The organism is Flavobacterium sp. GW821-FHT11G01, from assembly GCF_058808175.1.
Genome location: NZ_JBXARK010000006.1, coordinates 182,197 through 201,309 on the forward strand (window position 1 = coordinate 182,197; position 19,113 = coordinate 201,309).

General features: G+C 32.3%; 21 protein-coding genes. 20 read left to right on the forward strand and 1 reads right to left on the reverse strand.

The window, feature by feature from the left end; genetic code table 11:
* Positions 1–7: 7 nt before the first annotated feature.
* The 14 genes from rplO (at position 8) to ctlX (ending at position 11,366) form a co-directional block, all read left to right on the forward strand.
* On the forward strand, positions 8–460 hold the full coding sequence (gene rplO, locus AC1RRN_RS12900; protein WP_026982954.1) for a 50S ribosomal protein L15: 453 nt from the start codon (positions 8–10) through the stop codon (positions 458–460).
* Positions 461–473: 13 nt separating this feature from the next.
* A complete protein-coding gene (secY, locus tag AC1RRN_RS12905; RefSeq protein ID WP_017495008.1) occupies positions 474–1,820 on the forward strand; it encodes a preprotein translocase subunit SecY in 1,347 nt (448 codons plus the stop codon).
* Between the two features lie 7 nt (positions 1,821–1,827).
* Positions 1,828–2,043 (forward strand): translation initiation factor IF-1, encoded by a 216-nt coding sequence (gene infA / locus AC1RRN_RS12910; protein WP_007136545.1) that lies wholly within the window; start codon positions 1,828–1,830, stop codon positions 2,041–2,043.
* Positions 2,044–2,055: 12 nt separating this feature from the next.
* Positions 2,056–2,172: a type B 50S ribosomal protein L36 gene (ykgO, locus tag AC1RRN_RS12915; protein ID WP_072945378.1), complete on the forward strand. Its 117-nt coding sequence runs from the start codon at positions 2,056–2,058 to the stop codon at positions 2,170–2,172.
* A 2-nt stretch (positions 2,173–2,174) separates the two neighbouring features.
* A complete protein-coding gene (gene rpsM / locus AC1RRN_RS12920) occupies positions 2,175–2,549 on the forward strand; it encodes a 30S ribosomal protein S13 (protein WP_007803675.1) in 375 nt (124 codons plus the stop codon).
* A gap of 8 nt (positions 2,550–2,557) precedes the next feature.
* Positions 2,558–2,941, forward strand: coding sequence for a 30S ribosomal protein S11 (gene rpsK, locus AC1RRN_RS12925; RefSeq protein WP_007803677.1), 384 nt, complete (start codon positions 2,558–2,560; stop codon positions 2,939–2,941).
* Between the two features lie 92 nt (positions 2,942–3,033).
* Positions 3,034–3,639, forward strand: a complete 606-nt coding sequence (rpsD, locus tag AC1RRN_RS12930) for a 30S ribosomal protein S4 (protein WP_026982953.1) — start codon at positions 3,034–3,036, stop codon at positions 3,637–3,639.
* Between the two features lie 21 nt (positions 3,640–3,660).
* Complete coding sequence (locus AC1RRN_RS12935; protein ID WP_026109818.1) at positions 3,661–4,653, forward strand: DNA-directed RNA polymerase subunit alpha; 993 nt, start codon at positions 3,661–3,663, stop codon at positions 4,651–4,653.
* A 36-nt stretch (positions 4,654–4,689) separates the two neighbouring features.
* A complete protein-coding gene (gene rplQ, locus AC1RRN_RS12940; RefSeq protein ID WP_492967675.1) occupies positions 4,690–5,178 on the forward strand; it encodes a 50S ribosomal protein L17 in 489 nt (162 codons plus the stop codon).
* Between the two features lie 245 nt (positions 5,179–5,423).
* Entirely contained in the window at positions 5,424–6,542 is a 1,119-nt protein-coding gene (carA, locus tag AC1RRN_RS12945) for a glutamine-hydrolyzing carbamoyl-phosphate synthase small subunit (protein WP_492967676.1), read from the forward strand.
* Positions 6,543–6,642: 100 nt separating this feature from the next.
* Positions 6,643–7,935, forward strand: coding sequence for a phosphopyruvate hydratase (gene eno / locus AC1RRN_RS12950; RefSeq protein WP_492967677.1), 1,293 nt, complete (start codon positions 6,643–6,645; stop codon positions 7,933–7,935).
* 155 nt (positions 7,936–8,090) lie between these two features.
* Positions 8,091–9,368: a citrate synthase gene (locus AC1RRN_RS12955; protein ID WP_492967678.1), complete on the forward strand. Its 1,278-nt coding sequence runs from the start codon at positions 8,091–8,093 to the stop codon at positions 9,366–9,368.
* Between the two features lie 65 nt (positions 9,369–9,433).
* The gene (locus tag AC1RRN_RS12960; RefSeq protein WP_492967679.1) at positions 9,434–10,348 is read left to right on the forward strand and encodes a dimethylarginine dimethylaminohydrolase family protein; all 915 of its coding nucleotides are present in this window, start codon (positions 9,434–9,436) and stop codon (positions 10,346–10,348) included.
* An 82-nt stretch (positions 10,349–10,430) separates the two neighbouring features.
* The gene (gene ctlX, locus AC1RRN_RS12965) at positions 10,431–11,366 is read left to right on the forward strand and encodes a citrulline utilization hydrolase CtlX (protein WP_492967680.1); all 936 of its coding nucleotides are present in this window, start codon (positions 10,431–10,433) and stop codon (positions 11,364–11,366) included.
* A 76-nt stretch (positions 11,367–11,442) separates the two neighbouring features.
* Here ctlX and AC1RRN_RS12970 read toward each other — a convergent pair whose 3' ends face one another.
* Entirely contained in the window at positions 11,443–12,072 is a 630-nt protein-coding gene (locus AC1RRN_RS12970) for a MarC family NAAT transporter (protein WP_492967681.1), read from the reverse strand.
* 151 nt (positions 12,073–12,223) lie between these two features.
* Between AC1RRN_RS12970 and AC1RRN_RS12975 the strand changes: the two genes are divergently transcribed.
* From AC1RRN_RS12975 to AC1RRN_RS13000, 6 genes are all read left to right on the forward strand, one after another.
* Entirely contained in the window at positions 12,224–12,589 is a 366-nt protein-coding gene (locus tag AC1RRN_RS12975; RefSeq protein WP_492967682.1) for a CoA-binding protein, read from the forward strand.
* Between the two features lie 115 nt (positions 12,590–12,704).
* Positions 12,705–13,325: a recombination mediator RecR gene (gene recR, locus AC1RRN_RS12980; RefSeq protein ID WP_492967683.1), complete on the forward strand. Its 621-nt coding sequence runs from the start codon at positions 12,705–12,707 to the stop codon at positions 13,323–13,325.
* A 70-nt stretch (positions 13,326–13,395) separates the two neighbouring features.
* Positions 13,396–14,184: a polysaccharide biosynthesis/export family protein gene (locus tag AC1RRN_RS12985; protein WP_492967684.1), complete on the forward strand. Its 789-nt coding sequence runs from the start codon at positions 13,396–13,398 to the stop codon at positions 14,182–14,184.
* A gap of 16 nt (positions 14,185–14,200) precedes the next feature.
* Positions 14,201–16,642, forward strand: a complete 2,442-nt coding sequence (locus AC1RRN_RS12990; RefSeq protein WP_492967685.1) for a polysaccharide biosynthesis tyrosine autokinase — start codon at positions 14,201–14,203, stop codon at positions 16,640–16,642.
* Positions 16,643–16,652: 10 nt separating this feature from the next.
* Entirely contained in the window at positions 16,653–17,636 is a 984-nt protein-coding gene (locus tag AC1RRN_RS12995) for an SDR family oxidoreductase (RefSeq protein ID WP_492967686.1), read from the forward strand.
* Positions 17,637–17,664: 28 nt separating this feature from the next.
* Positions 17,665–19,056 carry a UDP-glucose 6-dehydrogenase gene (locus AC1RRN_RS13000; RefSeq protein ID WP_492967687.1) on the forward strand — a complete coding sequence of 464 codons (1,392 nt, stop codon included), beginning with the start codon at positions 17,665–17,667 and terminating at the stop codon, positions 19,054–19,056.
* The last annotated feature ends 57 nt before the right edge of the window (positions 19,057–19,113 follow it).

Consider the following 19,113-nt stretch of genomic DNA (forward strand, 5'->3'; position numbering starts at 1 on the left):
TACTGTTATGAATTTAAGTAACTTACAACCAGCTGAAGGATCAACGCATAATCAAAATAAAAGATTAGGTAGAGGAGAAGGTTCTGGAAAAGGTGGCACTGCTGCAAGAGGTCACAAAGGAGCAAAATCTCGTTCTGGTTATTCTAAAAAGATTGGTTTTGAAGGAGGGCAAATGCCACTTCAAAGACGTGTGCCTAAGTTTGGTTTCACAAACATCAATCGTAAAGAATACGAAGGTGTTAATTTAGATACGCTTCAATTATTAGTAGACAATGGTGTGATTACTGATTCTGTTTCTATGACAGATTTCGTAGCAAATCGTCTAGCTACCAAAAATGAAATCGTTAAGATTTTAGGTAGAGGAGAATTAAAAGCAAAATTAAAAGTAACTGCCCACAAATTTACTGCTACTGCAAAAGCTGCTATTGAAGCTGCTGGTGGAGAGGCTGTAACTATATAACTTATCTATTAAGATGAAGAAATTTATTGAATCAATAAGTAATGTTTGGAAAATCGAAGAACTGAAAAACAGAATCTTAATTACATTAGGATTGCTTTTAGTATATCGTTTTGGTGCACACGTTACGCTACCTGGAATTGACGCAACTCAATTAACTGGTTTAGCGGGACAAACTAAAAATGGTTTAGGATCTATCCTAGACATGTTTACTGGGGGTGCTTTCTCTAAAGCTTCAGTTTTTGCTTTAGGTATTATGCCTTATATTTCTGCGTCTATTGTGGTTCAGTTGATGGGAATTGCGATTCCTTATTTACAAAAACTTCAAAATGATGGAGAAAGTGGTAGAAAAAAGATTAATCAAATCACTCGTTGGTTGACTATAGCTATTACACTGGTTCAAGGTCCAACTTATATCTATAATTTATACAGAACATTGCCTGGTAGTGCATTCTTACTAGGCTTTAATTCTCCTGAATTTTTATTCTCGTCTGTTATTATCTTAGTTACTGGTACTATTTTTGCTATGTGGCTTGGAGAGAAAATTACTGATAAAGGTATTGGAAATGGAATTTCATTATTAATTATGGTTGGTATCTTAGCTCGTTTACCGCAAGCTTTTATTCAAGAGTTTACAACGAGAGTTACCAATAACAATGGAGGTCCAATGTTATTAGTTATTGAAATTATTGTGTGGTTATTAGTGATTATTTCTTGTGTATTGCTTACAATGGCAGTACGTAGAATCCCAGTTCAATACGCTCGTCGTACAACAACTGGTGATTATGAGCAAGATTTGGCAGGTGGTAATAGACAATGGATTCCTCTTAAGCTTAATGCTTCTGGAGTTATGCCAATCATTTTTGCTCAGGCAATTATGTTTATACCTGCAGCTGTAGCTGGATTGTCTAAATCAGACACATCACAATCTATTGTTGGAGCATTTAGTAATATGTTCGGTTTTTGGTATAATTTTGTATTTGCAACTTTAATTATTGTATTTACATTCTTCTACACTGCAATTACTGTTCCTACTAACAAAATGGCTGATGATTTAAAAAGAAGCGGTGGTTTTATTCCTGGAGTTCGTCCAGGTGCTGAAACTTCTGATTTCTTAGATAAAGTGATGTCTTTAATAACTTTCCCAGGATCTTTATTCCTTGCTTTGATTGCTGTGTTCCCAGCTATTGTTGTAAGTATTATGGATGTACAACAATCTTGGGCAATGTTTTTTGGAGGTACCTCATTAATAATTATGGTTGGAGTTGCAATAGATACTATTCAGCAAATCAATTCATACTTGTTAAACAAACATTATGATGGTTTAATGAAGACTGGTAAAAATAGAAAAGCGGTAGCTTAATATATTTATGGCAAAACAATCAGCAATAGAACAAGACGGATCAATCATTGAAGCATTGTCAAATGCAATGTTCCGTGTAGAGTTAGAAAATGGACATATTGTAATTGCTCATATTTCTGGAAAAATGCGTATGCATTACATCAAATTATTACCTGGTGATAAAGTGAAACTGGAAATGAGCCCTTATGATTTGTCAAAAGCAAGAATTACTTATCGATATTAAAGGATATTCACTATGAAAGTTAGAGCATCAGTAAAAAAGAGAAGTCCCGAGTGCATCATTGTGCGTAGAAAAGGGAGATTGTACGTAATAAACAAAAAGAATCCTAGATTTAAACAAAGACAAGGATAATTATGGCAAGAATAGCAGGGGTAGATATCCCAAAAAATAAAAGAGGTGTTATAGCACTTACCTATATCTTTGGATTAGGAAGAAGTAGAGCTATTGAGATTTTAGAGAAAGCTCAAGTTAGCCAAGACAAAAAAGTTCAAGATTGGAATGATGATGAGATCGGAGCGATTCGTGACGCAGTTTCATTTTACAAAATTGAAGGAGAATTACGTTCTGAGGTTTCTTTAAACATCAAACGTTTAATGGATATTGGTTGTTACAGAGGTATCCGTCATAGATCTGGTCTTCCGTTAAGAGGACAAAGAACTAAAAACAACTCTAGAACAAGAAAAGGTAAAAGAAAAACTGTTGCTAACAAGAAAAAAGCAACTAAATAATAAGTAATATGGCTAAAGCAACTGCAAAAAAACGTAAAGTTATCGTTGAATCAACGGGTGAAGCTCATATTTCTGCCACTTTCAACAACATTATCATTTCTTTGACAAATAAGAAAGGTGAAGTTATTTCTTGGTCTTCAGCTGGTAAAATGGGTTTCAGAGGTTCTAAAAAGAATACTCCGTACGCAGCTCAAATGGCAGCAGAAGATTGTAGTAAAGTAGCTCTTGAGGCAGGACTTAAAAAAGTAAAAGTTTATGTAAAAGGACCAGGAAATGGGCGTGAGTCTGCTATCCGTTCTATTCATAACGGTGGAATTGAAGTTACAGAGATTATCGATGTTACTCCAATGCCTCACAACGGATGTCGTCCTCCAAAAAGACGTAGAGTTTAATTTATTTATTATAGTATAACAAGGTAGAATATAGATTATCGAAGGATTTGACCTGAATTCATAATCTCTACCTTAAATTTAATTTTTTAGAAATGGCAAGATATACTGGTCCTAAAACTAGAATTGCTCGTAAATTTGGCGAAGCAATCTTCGGAGATGATAAATCTTTCGAAAAAAGAAATTACCCACCTGGACAACACGGGATGGCTAAAAAAAGAGGTAAAAAATCTGAGTACGCTGTTCAGTTAATGGAAAAGCAAAAAGCTAAATATTCTTATGGAATTTTAGAAAAACAATTCAGAAATTTATTCAAAAAAGCATCAGCTACTAAAGGTGTTACTGGTGAAGTTCTTTTACAATTATGTGAAGCAAGATTAGATAACGTTGTTTTTAGAATGGGTATTGCTCCTTCTAGAAGAGGTGCTAGACAATTAGTTTCTCACAGACACGTTACTGTTAATGGTGAAGTTGTAAATATCGCTTCTTACCACCTTAAACCTGGTGATAAAGTTGCAGTTCGTGAAAAATCTAAATCTTTAGAAGCTATCGAACGTTCTTTGTCAAATTCAAGTCATGTTTATGAATGGATTACTTGGAATAATGATCTTAAAGAAGGAACTTTTGTTTCTGTACCTGCAAGACTTCAGATTCCAGAAAACATTAAAGAACAATTAATCGTAGAGTTGTACAACAAATAATAATTGACTTAGTCGAAATTTATGGCAATATTTAATTTTCAAAAGCCCGATAAAGTTATCATGATCGATTCAACCGATTTTGAAGGTAAATTCGAATTTAGACCTTTAGAACCTGGTTATGGATTGACAGTTGGTAATGCACTTAGAAGAGTTTTGCTTTCAGCATTAGAAGGTTATGCAATTACATCTGTTCGTATCGAAGGTGTAGATCATGAGTTTTCTACTATTTCAGGTGTTGTTGAAGATGTTACCGAAATTATCCTTAATCTAAAACAAGTACGTTTCAAACGTCAGATCGAAGATATCGATAATGAAGCAGTTACAATTTCTGTTTCTGGTAAAGATCAATTGACAGCAGGTGATTTTCAAAAATTTATTTCAGGTTTCCAAGTTTTGAATCCAGACCTTGTTATCTGTAATTTAGATTCAAAAATCAAATTGAACTTCGATTTAACAATCGAAAAAGGTAGAGGATATGTTCCTGCTGAGGAGAACAAAAAACAGAATGCTGCAATTGGAACCATTTTTACAGACTCAATTTTTACTCCGGTAAAAAATGTAAAATATGCAATTGAAAACTTCCGTGTAGAGCAAAAAACAGATTACGAAAAATTAGTTTTTGAAATTAAAACTGATGGTTCTATTAATCCAAAAGATGCTCTTACTGAAGCTGCTAAGGTTTTAATTCACCACTTCATGTTGTTTTCTGATGAAAGAATTACACTCGAGGCTGACGAAATTGCACAAACAGAATCGTATGATGAAGAGTCATTGCATATGAGACAATTGCTTAAAACTAAGCTTGTTGATATGGATTTATCTGTGAGAGCATTAAATTGCTTGAAAGCGGCTGAAGTTGATACACTTGGTGATTTAGTATCGTTCAATAAAAATGACCTAATGAAATTCCGTAATTTTGGTAAAAAATCTTTAACAGAGCTAGATGAACTTGTAGCAGTTAAAAATTTAACTTTCGGAATGGATTTAGCTAAATACAAATTAGATAAAGAATAATTCAATCCGCCACGGCAGATTAAATTTAAAATAGCAATGAGACACGGAAAAAAATTCAATCACTTAAGCAGACAGACTGGACATAGAAAAGCTATGTTAGCTAATATGGCTTGTTCTCTTATTGAGCACAAACGTATTAACACTACTGTTGCTAAGGCTAAAGCGCTTAAACAATTCGTTGAGCCTTTAATCACAAAATCAAAAGAAGATACGACTCATAATCGTCGTATTGTTTTTGCTTACTTACGTAGCAAATATGCGGTAACTGATTTGTTCAGAGACGTAGCTGCTAAAGTTGGAGACCGTCCAGGTGGATACACTCGTATCATTAAAGTTGGAAATCGTTTGGGAGATAATGCTGATATGGCAATGATCGAACTTGTAGATTTCAACGAACTTTACAATGGAGGTAAAAAAGAAGTTAAAAAAGCAAAAAGCCGTCGTGGTGGTAAAGCAAAAAAAGCTGAGGAAACTACTGAAGCTCCAGCTGCTGATTCAGAAACGACTACTGAAGCTTCTGAATAATTATGAAAGTAATGATTCTATAAAAATCAAGGATAAGCTAATTTTTAGTTTATCCTTTTTTTTTGATTTTTTTTAAAGAAATCAAAATATAACTTATTTTAATACTTAGGTTTTATTTTTATGAATGAAATTTTTAAAAAATCTTGGAAGCACTCTTTTAAAGAAGTAAATTTGCAAAATATCTAATTACAAATAAAACAAGCCTGGCTGGTTTTATAACGATTAAAAACAATACAAATTAAAGAATGAAATACACAACAAGACAAAGCGCCATTTTATTACTAAGTGATGGGACTATTTTTCATGGAAAATCTATCGGGATTAGCGGTAAGACTTTTGGTGAAGTTTGTTTTAATACTGGAATGACCGGATATCAGGAAATTTTTACTGATCCTTCTTATTTTGGTCAAATATTAGTTGCTACTAATGCGCACATTGGGAATTATGGTGTTAATGATTTAGAAATAGAATCCGACAGTGTCAAAATTGCTGGTTTAGTTTGTAAAAACTTCAGCTTTAATTATTCACGTGAAGATGCTTCAGGAAGTTTAGAAGATTATTTTACCAAACAGAATTTAATCTGTATTTCTGATGTTGATACTCGTGCATTGGTAAGTTACATCCGTGACAACGGAGCTATGAATGCTGTTATCTGTACTGATGGAACTTCAGTTGAAGATTTGAAAAAAGAGTTGGCAAATGTGCCAAATATGGAAGGTTTAGAGTTGGCTTCAAAAGTATCGACTACTGAGCCTTATTTTTTTGGGGATGAAAATGCTACTTATAAAATATCAGCTTTAGATCTTGGAATCAAAAAGAACATCTTAAGAAATCTTGCTAAAAGAGATTGCTATATTAAAGTTTTCCCATATAATTCAACTTATAAAGATTTGGCTGAATTTAATCCTGATGGATATTTTCTGTCAAATGGTCCTGGAGATCCAGATCCGTTATTTGGTGCTATACAAGTCGCTAAAGAAATTATAGCAGATGATAAGCCATTGTTTGGGATTTGTTTAGGTCATCAAGTTATAGCTTTAGCAAACGGTGTTAAAACTTATAAAATGTTTGGTGGTCACCGTGGAATTAATCATCCTGTAAAAAATATAATTACAGGTAAAGGTGAGATAACGTCTCAAAATCATGGTTTTGCAGTTAAAAGAGAAGCATTAGATAATCATCCTGAGTTGGAGATTACACACATACATCTTAATGATGATACTGTTGCCGGGATGCGTATGAAAAATAAGAATTGTTTTTCTGTACAATATCATCCGGAAGCTAGTCCAGGACCACATGATTCTTCCTATCTGTTTGATCAGTTTGTTGAGAATATAAAACTAGCTACTGCTAAAACGATATAGTTAATAAATAAAGGTGTTTAATAGTAAGAATGCATTTTTTCTATTAAATATTTTTATAATTTCGAAAAAAAATATAATTTATTAATAAAAAACAAAAATAATGAGTATTATAATTAAAGTTCACGCAAGACAAATTTTTGATTCCAGAGGTAATCCTACTATTGAAGTTGATGTAGTTACAGAAAATGGTGTTCTAGGTAGAGCAGCTGTTCCTTCTGGAGCTTCTACAGGAGAACATGAGGCTGTTGAATTACGTGACGGAGGAAAAGCATTTTTAGGAAAAGGAGTTTTAAATGCAGTGAATAATGTAAATACTGTTATTGCTGAAGAATTAGTTGGAACTTCTGTTTTCGAACAAAACACTATCGATCAATTAATGATTGATTTGGATGGAACACCAAACAAATCTAAATTAGGAGCTAATGCTATTTTAGGAGTTTCTTTGGCTGCTGCAAAAGCTGCTGCCAATGAACTTGGATTGCCATTATACAGATATGTTGGTGGAGTTTCTGCTAATACATTACCTGTTCCAATGATGAATATCATTAATGGTGGTTCTCACTCTGATGCGCCTATTGCTTTTCAGGAGTTTATGATTTTTCCTGTAAAGGCAACTTCGTTTACACATGCTATGCAAATGGGAACTGAGATTTTTCATAGCTTGAAAAAAGTATTACACGATAGAGGTTTAAGTACTGCTGTAGGTGACGAAGGTGGTTTTGCACCAAATTTAGCTGGTGGTACTGAGGATGCTCTTGATACTATTAAATTGGCGGTTGAAAAAGCAGGTTATTCTTTTGGTGACGAAATTATGATAGCTCTTGATTGTGCTGCTTCTGAGTTTTATGTAAACGGAAAATACGATTACACTAAATTTGAAGGTGAAACTGGAAAAATCAGAACTTCTGAAGAGCAAGCTGATTATTTAGCTGAACTTGCTGCTAAATATCCAATTATTTCTATCGAAGATGGTATGTACGAAGATGACTGGAATGGATGGAAATACTTAACGGATAAAATTGGAAATAAAGTACAATTAGTTGGTGATGATTTGTTTGTTACTAATGTTGAGCGTTTATCAACTGGAATTGAAAAAGGAATTGCAAATTCAATTTTAGTAAAAGTAAACCAAATTGGTACTTTGACTGAGACTATTGCAGCTGTTAACATGGCTAAAAATGCTGGTTATACTTCAGTAATGTCTCATCGTTCAGGAGAAACAGAAGATAATACGATTGCTGATTTAGCTGTAGCTTTAAACTGTGGTCAAATTAAAACTGGTTCTGCGTCTCGTTCTGATCGTATGGCAAAATACAACCAATTATTAAGAATTGAAGAAGAATTGGGTAGTACTGCATATTTTCCAGGGTTAAAAGCTTTCAAGATTAAATAATTGTAAGGTTATATATAGATTTAAACCATCCATTTCTTAATGGATGGTTTTTTTTTGGAGTTTTAACAAATTCATAGCAGGATTCTTTTTTTAATTAGTCTTAAATTCCTTAGATTTGATAAATTATTATTTTAAAGAATTATTTCCGATATATTATGTCAAAAATAGCTACATTAGAAGTAGATGGTCAAAAAATTGAGCTGCCGGTAATTACAGGAAGCGAAAATGAATCAGCTATCGATATTAACAAATTACGTGATTTAACTGGTATTATTACAATTGATCCGGGATATAAAAATTCTGGTTCATGTAAAAGTGAAATCACTTTCTTAGACGGAGAATTAGGAATTTTGCGTTACAGAGGATATTCAATAGAAGATTTAGCTGAGAAAGCTAGTTTTTTAGAAGTGTCTTATCTTTTAATTTTTGGCGAATTGCCAACGGCTCATGAATTAGAGCAGTTTGAAAATGGTATCAAAAAACATACTTTGGTAAACGAAGAAATGAAAAATATCATTGACGGTTTTCCAAAAACAGCTCACCCAATGGGCGTTTTGTCTGCTTTGACAAGTGCATTAACAGCATTTAATCCAAAAGCTGTAAATGTTGATAATGAAAAGGAAATGTATGAGGCCATTTGCAAAACAATGGGAAAATTTCTTGTAATTGCTACATGGACTTATAGAAAATCTATGGGATATCCATTAAATTATTACGATAACACAACTGGTTATGTTGATAATTTTATGCAATTAATGTTTAAATTGCCTACAGGACCATATTCTGCAAATCCTGTTATAGTTGATGCTTTAGATAAATTATTTATTCTTCATGCAGACCACGAACAAAACTGTTCTACATCTACAGTAAGAATGGTAGGTTCATCTCACGCAGGTTTATTTGCTTCAATTTCTGCAGGTGTTTCTGCACTTTGGGGACCACTTCATGGTGGTGCAAATCAGGCAGTTCTTGAAATGTTAGAAGAAATCAATAAAGATGGTGGTGATACTGATAAGTTTTTAGCGAAAGCAAAAGATAAAAATGATCCTTTCCGTTTAATGGGATTTGGTCATAGGGTTTATAAAAACTTTGATCCAAGAGCTAAAATTATTAAAAAAGCAGCTAAAGAAGTATTAGAAACTTTAGGTGTTAATGATCCGATTTTAGAAATTGCTAAAAAATTAGAAGCGGCTGCTCTTGAAGATGATTATTTCAAATCAAGAAATTTATATCCAAACGTAGATTTTTACTCTGGAATTATTTACAGAGCATTAGGGATTCCAACTGATATGTTTACAGTAATGTTTGCTATTGGTAGATTACCAGGCTGGATCGCACAATGGAAAGAAATGCGTGAAAACAAAGAACCAATCGGAAGACCTAGACAAATTTATACAGGACATCCATTAAGAGACTTTAAGTCTAATAAATAAAATAACTTTAAAGCTTCACTTAACTGTGAAGCTTTTTTTATATTTGCTCAAAATATAATAGAGTTATGTTGCAATTAAATATAAAGAACGAAACGTCAAGACTGCGTGCCGTAGTTTTGGGTTCTGCCGTTCATAATGGGCCGACTCCATCTTTAGATGAAGCCTACGATCCCAAATCATTGGAACATATTAAGGCAGGAACTTATCCTGTTGAAAAGGATATGGTTGCTGAAATGGATGCTTTTAATGCTGTTTTTCAGAAATATGATGTAACCGTTTATCGCCCGGAAATGATTGAAAATTACAATCAAATTTTTGCAAGAGATATTGGTTTTGTAATTGATGATATTTTTGTAAAATCAAATATTTTACCTGATAGAGAACGTGAATTAGATGCAATTCAATATGTTATTGATCAAATGGATTCTTCAAAAGTGGTTAGGCCGCCAGAAGAAGTTCATATTGAAGGTGGAGATGTAATGCTTTGGAATGATCATATTTTTATTGGTACTTATAAAGGCAGTGATTATAAAGATTATATCACGGCAAGAACCAATATGTACGGTGTGAACTATATTAAAGAATTATTTCCGAATAAAATTGTTAAAGAGTTTGACTTGGTGAAATCTAAATTAGAAGCTCGTGATAATGCTTTGCACTTAGATTGCTGTTTTCAGCCAGTTGGAAAAGATAAAGGAATAATTTATAAAAGAGGTTTTCGTGAAGAAGCTGATTATTTGTATTTGGTAAATCTTTTCGGGAAAGAAAATTTATTTCACATTGAAAGAAATGAAATGTACAATATGTTTTCGAATGTTTTTTCTATTGATGAAAATGTAGTTGTTTCTGAGAAAAATTTTACACGTTTAAATAACTGGCTTCGTGCAAATGGATTTACAGTTGAAGAGATTCCATATGCTGAAATTGCAAAACAAGAAGGGTTATTAAGATGTTCTACTTTACCGTTAATTAGAGACTAAAAATAAGTTTCACGTTTTTTTTGTTTCAGGTTCAAGTTATTGTAACCTAAAACTTGAAACCTGAAATAAAAAAGTATATAAAATGAAACAAACAACAAATGCAATCGTAATGATTCGTCCAGTTGCTTTCAGAATGAATGAGCAAACAGCAGTAAATAATTACTATCAAAAAGTATTGGATGGGCTTTTGCCAAGTACAGTAAATGCAAAAGCACAACAAGAATTTGATGTTTTTGTTGAAAAACTTAGAGCAGTTGGGGTGGATGTTACGGTTATTGAGGATACTTTAGAAACGGATACTCCGGACAGTATTTTTCCGAACAACTGGGTTTCATTTCACGAAAATGGTGATGTGGCTCTTTATCCAATGTTCGCTGAAAATCGTCGTCAGGAACGTCGTGAAGATATTTTAGACACTCTTGAAGAAAAAGGTTTTGAGATTTCTAATATAATGGATTATACATCGGCAGAAGATGATGGGTATTTTTTAGAAGGAACAGGTAGTTTGCTTTTAGATCGTACCAATGCAAAGGCTTATTGTGCGTTATCACCTCGTGCTGATGAAGAATTGTTTATAGAGTTTTGTGAAGATTTTGATTATGCTCCGGTAATTTTCGAAGCATTTCAGACTGTCGATGGAGAACGTAAATTGATTTATCATACAAACGTAATGATGTGCTTAGGAGAAACTTTTGCAGTTATCTGTGCAGATTGTATTGATGATAAAAAAGAACGTAAAATGGTTCTTGAAAATCTAAAAGCAGATAAAAAAGAAATTATTCTGATTACAGAAGCTCAGGTAAATAATTTTGCAGGTAATATGTTAGAAGTTCGAGGGACAAATGATAAAAAATATATTGTGATGAGTGCATCAGCTCATCAAAGTTTAACTCCAAAACAAATTGCTCAATTAGAAAGTCATGCTGAAATTTTAAGTTCAAGTTTAGATACTATCGAAGCTTGTGGAGGAGGAAGTGCACGATGTATGATGGCTGAAGTGTTTTTGCCAAGAAATTAAAAAAATCTTTTTAAGAAATAAAAAAGGGATAGAACGTAAGTTTTATCCCTTTTTGTTATTTGTGAAATGAAATGATTTACATCAAATTTCCTTTGATAATATTAATAATCGAACTCACGATATATTGAATTCCGATAGAAATTACGATAAAACCAACAATTCTAGAAATTGCGACAATTCCTGAGGCACCTAATATTCTTGCTAAATAATGAGCACTTTTTAAAATAGCGAAAATGGCAACGGCAATTGCAAAAATTGCTAAAGATGAAATGATAATTTCTTCCATTCCATGATGCTCTTGATAAAAAGCTATCAATAAAGAAATTGATCCTGGACCAGCAAGCATCGGAATTGCTAATGGAGTTAAGGCTATGTCATTTCGTTGTTGTGCTTCATTTTCAATTTTTTTATTAATCCCTCGTTTTTTGTTGAATTTACCAGAAAGTAATGAAAATCCTGAATTTACAATTACAATTCCACCGGCAATTCGAAGCGCATCAATACTGATTCCAAAAAAAGTCAGAACATATTGACCTATAAAATAAGAGACTATTAAAATAATAAAAACGTTTATTGCAGTCCATAATGAAATCCGGGAACGTTCTTTTTGAGAATCATGCTGGGTTAATCCAACAAAAATTGGAACGGTTCCAATTGGGTTTAAAACTGAAAAAAGAGCGGCAAATAAATAAATAAAAAGATCCATAGAGTTTTGGTTAATAAAGTAAAAATAGACATTTTTTAATTGTGTAAAGTAAATTCATGTTAGGATATTGTTTTTGTTGATTGAATTCTAAATTAATAAGATAAACTAAGCTCATTCTTTTTGATTACTTTTGCACTATATTCTAAAAATAATGAAAAACAAGAAAACTTTAGTTCTGGGAGCTACTACAAAACCAGATCGATACGCATATAGAGCTATAAATATGTTGGTTCAAAAAGGACATACTGTATTGGCAATTGGTCAAAATACAGGTGAAGTTGCCGGAGTAAAAATTCATACAAAAGCAATACCTGTGAAAAATATAGATACTGTAACGTTATATTTAAATCCTTCACGTCAGCGCGATTATTACAATTATATTATCGAAGCGCAACCAAAAAGAGTTGTCTTTAATCCAGGAACTGAAAACCCGGAATTATATCAATTGCTAGAGTTGAATAATATTAAACCTGAAGTAGCTTGTACTTTGGTTTTATTGGCTACTAATCAATATTAATTTTTTTAGCAGCTAATCCGCTATCTGTTTCAATTTTTTGTTTTTAAGGGAAAACAAAAGGATTTCAACCTCTATTGGGGTTAAAAAGAAACATTAAAGTATTACTTTTGTCGTCATGGAATTTTCATCAAAATTAATAGAAAAAGCAGTTAACGAAATGTCTCAATTACCCGGAATTGGTAAACGTACGGCATTACGATTAGTTCTTCATTTGTTAAAACAACCGAAAGAACAAACTGGTTTTTTGTCTCAGGCATTATTAAACATGCGCGCGGATATTAAGTTTTGCGAAAATTGTCATAATATTTCAGACACAAAAGTTTGTGAGATTTGTGCAAATGCAACTCGAAATCATCAGACTATTTGTGTAGTCGAAGACATACGTGATGTAATGGCTATTGAAAATACAGGGCAGTATAAAGGAATATATCATGTGCTGGGAGGTAAGATTTCACCAATCGAAGGGGTTGGTCCGAGTCAATTGAATATTTCCAGTTTGGTTGAAAAAGTTAAAACCGGAAAAGTAATAGAAATTATTTTTGCACTAAGTTCAACGATGGAGGGCGATACCACAAATTTTTATATCTATAAACAAATTGCTGAATCAGAGATTATAATTTCTACAATAGCACGGGGAATAGCTGTTGGTGATGAATTAGAATATGCTGATGAAATTACACTCGGACGAAGTATTTTACATCGCGTTCCATTCGAAAAAACGTTCAAAAATAATTAAATACGATCAAATAAAAGTTAGATTTCCTGAGAATTAAAGGAAAAGCTATATTTGCGATAAATTTTCAATAATGACAAAAAAGAGCTTTTATATACTATTACTATTTAGTGCACTATTTACATCCTGTATTCCGGTAAAAGATCTATGGTATTTACAAGATAAAAAAAAATCAGGTGAGCAAAATACAGTTTCAGCAGTCGAATCAAAACCTTACAGATTGCAGACAAATGATGTGTTAAGTGTTAATATAAAAGCAATTGATCCTAAATTCGTTTCGATTTTTAATACAACAGAAGGTACAACAACAGGAAAATCAGAATCAGCCTTATATTTTGATGGATTTACTGTTGATGATCATGGAAATATCAGAATGCCAATTTTAGGAGAAATAAATGTTATTGGTTATACTCTGGAAGAAGTTAGAATTAAAATTGAGAAAAAATTACTCGAAGAATATTTTAAAAGTGAAGCTAATATTTTTGTAACAGTAAAACTTGCTGGTTTTAGGTATACAATAAACGGAGAAGTTGGAAGTACAGGTACAAAAACATTGTTTCAACCGCATGTAAATATTATGGAAGCAGTTGCAAATGCAGGAGATATAAGTACAGTGGGTAATAGAAAGGCTGTGATGATAATTCGTCAAACTCCAACTGGTGTTCAAATGAATGAAATTGATCTTACAGATGCTAACGTAATGAAATCACCATATTATTATTTACAACCCAACGACTATATTTACGTAAAGCCACTAAAACAGAAAACATGGGGAACGGGTCAAACTGGTATTCAGTCAATTGGTACTATAATCACTTTATTGTCATTGGCGACAACAGTATATTTAATTATCAAAAACTAAAAATTAAATTCAAAAAATGTTAGATATAAAAGATTTTTCCATTTTTGAAAATCATTCAAATTTTGATTTTAAAGGATTTTTATTGAAAATCCTTAGTTACTGGAAATGGTTTTTAGTTAGTTTGATAATTGCATTTACTATTGCCTATCAGGTAAATATCCGAAAAGAAAAAATCTACGGAATGCAAACGATGATTTCTATTAAGGAAGAAAGCAATCCGTTTTTTACGTCTAATACAAGTTTGGTTTTTAATTGGGGTGGGATTTCAGATCAGGTAAATGGAATTTCAACAATATTGCAATCAAGGTCTCATAATGAATTAGTCGTTAGTAAGTTGCAATTTTATATTGATTATCTAACACAAGCGAAATATAACTTGGTAGATTCTTATGGTGCAGTTCCTTTTTATGTAGATATTGACAAATCGAAGGGACAATTGGCGAATACCTTAATAGGCATTAAGTTTTTGAGCCCAAATGAATATGAAATTAGAATTCCATTTGAGAATAATTCGGTTTCACTAATTAATTATTCTGAAAATTCATATTCGAATACAGCTGTTCAACCGGTTGAATTTATTAAAAAATATAAAGTTGGAGAACAGATTTCACTACCTTTTCTAAATTGGAAATTACAGATAAATGATAATCCAGGACTTTATACTGGAAATGAATACTTTGTAAGGTTTAATGATTTTGATGGTACAGTTTCTCGATATAAAGGAATAAATGTTAATTCGGATGATAAAGGAGGTTCCATATTGACATTAGGTATGCAGGGAACTAACAAGGCAAGAATGGTAGAATATTTGAATTCGACAGTAAAAATGTTGATCAAAATTCAGCTTGACGGAAAAAATCAGTTTGCAACCAATACCATAAGATTCATTGATAGTACTCTTGTTGCAATGGAATCGCAATTGAAACAAAACGGCAACGAGTTAAAGTCTTTTAGAAAAGATAAAAACATCTACGAAATAGAAGGTGGAGGAGCTAAGTTTTCTGATAAAATAATGGATTTTGACGTAGAAAAAGATCAGATTTCCAGAAAAATAGCGTACTATAATTCTTTAAAAATGTATCTGAATAATAGTGTAGATTATTCAAGATTACCAGCACCTTCTGTTGCTGGAATTGAAGATCCCAATGTTGTTGCAAATGTGTCAAAATTAATAGCGCTTTCTGCCCAAAGATCAGAAATGGCTTATGCTGTAAAAAGCGAAAAGATTTTTAAGGATTTTGATAATCAAATGCAGGCAGTTAAAAGTGTTCTGTTAGAAAATATTGCTTCGGCAAAATCATCAGTATTATATGATTTATCATTGGTCAATGCTAAAATTGCTGAGGCAGAAAATACAGTTAAAAGACTCCCTGAGGAGCAACAAGAATTATTAAAAATCAAAAGAAAATATGATTTAAACGATAATATCTATACTGAATTTCTTCAGAAGAGAAATGAAGCAGAAATAGTTAAAGCGTCTAATTTATCAGATATACATTTTATAGACCCGGCAAAAGATATTGGAGGTGGATTAATTGGACCCAAAACTTCTGTAAATTATGTTTTAGCCCTCTTTCTAGGTTTATTGATTCCGTTACTATTTGTTTTTGGTATTTTCTTTATTAATGATTCTATCCAAAATACTGATGATATTAGTAAATTAACGCAAATTCCGTTAATTGGTATTGTCGGAGTTAATAAAGATAATGTTAGTTTGGCAGTATTTGATAAACCAAAATCAGCACTTTCTGAAGCTTTTAGGACAATTCGTTCTTCCTTACAATTTTTGTATAAGAAACAGCAGGTAAGCGGATCGAAGACTTTGATGATAACATCGTCAATTAGTGGAGAAGGGAAAACATTTTGTTCTATCAATATTGCAACTGTTTTTGCCTTAAGTGAGAAGAAAACAGTAATTATAGGCTTAGATTTAAGAAAGCCAAGATTAGCTGATGAGTTTAATTTAAGTACCCAATTGGGTGTTGTAAATTATTTGATTAAACAGAATAGCTTGTCTGAAATTACTAACTCAACGCAAATTCCAAATCTTGATGTTATTCTTTCAGGACCAATACCGCCAAATCCTTCTGAGCTTATTTTAAGTGATGCAATGAAAGAATTAATAGATGAATTGAAGCAGAAATATGATTATATAATTTTAGATACACCTCCGGTTGGATTGGTTTCTGATGCGTTAGAATTGGCCCAATATGCAGATGTTACATTGTATATTGTAAGACAAAATTATACTAAAAAAGATATGATCACGTTGTTGAATACTAGAATAAAAAGAGGCGAACTCAACAACGCCAGTATTGTCTTCAATGGATATGAGAACAAAGCTAAGTATGGATCCGGATATGGCTATGGCTATGGGGCATATTCAAACGGATATCATGATGAAGAAATTAAATTAAGTTTATGGAAAACCCTTTTAGCTAAATTCAATAAGAAATAATTTGAAGTAAATGAAAACGACAACTCAAAATACAATTTTAATTACGGGTGGAGCTGGTTTTATTGGTTCAAATTTGTGTGAGTATTTCTTAGAATCAGGATATAAAGTAATTTGTTTGGATAATTTCTCGACAGGTCATCGACATAATTTAGAAGATTTTGTAAACAACTCAAATTTCAAATTAATAGAAGGAGATATTCGAAATATTTCTGATTGTATTGCAGCTGTTGAAGAAGTTGATTATGTTTTGCATCAGGCAGCCCTTGGTTCTGTTCCGAGATCGATTAATGATCCTATAACGACAAATGATGTAAACGTATCAGGATTTTTAAATATGCTTGTTGCTTCTCGCGATGCAAAAGTTAAACGTTTTATTTATGCTGCAAGTTCCTCAACATATGGAGATTCTCAAGGATTGCCAAAAGTTGAAGATGTTATTGGCAAACCGTTATCTCCTTATGCTATTACAAAATATGTAAACGAATTGTATGCGGAGATTTTTAGTAAAACATATGGTTTAGAAACTATTGGCCTGCGTTATTTTAATGTTTTTGGAAGAAAGCAAGACCCAAAAGGCGCATACGCAGCAGTAATTCCAAAATTTGTTATGCAGTTAATGAATTATGAAAGTCCTATTATTAATGGTGACGGAAATTATTCAAGGGATTTTACTTATATAGATAATGTAATACAGATGAATGAATTAGCTATAATAAGTCAAAATCCACAGGCAATAAACACAGTTTACAACACGGCATTTGGTGATCGAAATACATTAAATGATTTGGTGGGCTATTTGAAAAAATATCTCACTGAATTTGATTCGAAAATTGCTGATGTAGAAATAGTTTACGGTGCAAATAGAGATGGTGATATTCCGCATTCCTTAGCAAGCATAGATAAAGCAAGATCAATATTGGGTTATAATCCTAAATATTCTTTACAAAAAGGATTGAAAGAGGCAGTGAGCTGGTATTGGAATAATTTGAAATAGAAAAGAGATCAAGATAACAATAAGATAAATGAAAATTACAAAAATTTGTTGCATTGGTGCAGGTTATGTTGGAGGTCCAACTATGGCAGTAATTGCTCAAAAATGTCCGCATATTCAAGTCACTGTTGTTGATTTGAACGAACAAAGAATTAAAGACTGGAACGATCCAAATACTGATAATATTCCAATTTACGAACCAGGTCTTTCAGAAATAGTAGCAGAAGCAAGAGGACGAAATCTTTTTTTTTCAACTGAAGTAGAAAAAGCGATTGATGAAGCTCAGGTAATTTTTATATCTGTAAATACACCGACCAAAACCTATGGAAAAGGAAAAGGTATGGCAGCAGATTTGAAATATATTGAGTTATGTGCAAGACAAATCGCAAAAGTAGCAAAGCAAAATAAAATTGTAGTAGAAAAATCTACTTTACCTGTAAGGACAGCCGAAGCCATTAAGAGTATTTTAGATAATACAGGAAATGGAGTTCAGTTTCAAATATTATCAAATCCTGAGTTTTTAGCGGAAGGAACTGCGGTAACAGATTTATTAAACCCGGATAGAATATTAATAGGTGGAGATACAACTTCCGAAGGCGAAGCTGCAATTAATGCATTAGTTGATGTATATGCAAATTGGGTTGATAAGGACAAAATTTTAACAACTAATGTTTGGTCATCAGAATTATCAAAACTTACTGCAAATGCATTTTTGGCACAAAGAATTTCCTCGATAAATGCAATGTCTGAATTATGTGAAAAGACAGGAGCAGATGTAAATGAAGTGGCAAAAGCAATTGGTATGGATAGCAGGATTGGTCCAAAATTCTTAAAGGCTTCAGTAGGTTTTGGAGGTTCTTGTTTTCAAAAGGATATTTTGAATTTGGTTTACATCGCAAAATCTTACGGTTTAAATGAAGTTGCAGATTACTGGGAACAAGTAATTATTATGAATGATCATCAAAAGAGAAGATTTTCAAATAAAATAGTTCAGACTTTATACAATACGGTAGCTGACAAAAAGATTACATTTTTGGGCTGGTCTTTCAAAAAAGACACTAATGACACTCGCGAATCTGCAGCTATTTATGTAGCAAATGATTTAATAAATGAACAAGCTAAAATATCTGTTTTTGACCCTAAAGTTTCAAGAACAAAAATGTTGAGTGATTTGGATTATTTAGAAACCAGATCAGTTGAAGAAAATAGTAATGCGTTAGCAATATTTGATAATGCTTATGAAGCATGCAAAGGAGCACATGCAATTGCAATTTTAACAGAGTGGGATGAATTTACAACTTACGATTGGAAAAAAATATATGATTCAATGCATAAACCAGCATTTCTATTTGATGGAAGAAATATATTGGATGCAAAAAAAATAGAAGATATGGGCTTTATTTACAAAGGTATAGGCTCTTAGTTGAAAGTTGAATTGGATTAGAATTAATGTGAAATGATTAAAGATGCTGACTTGAAA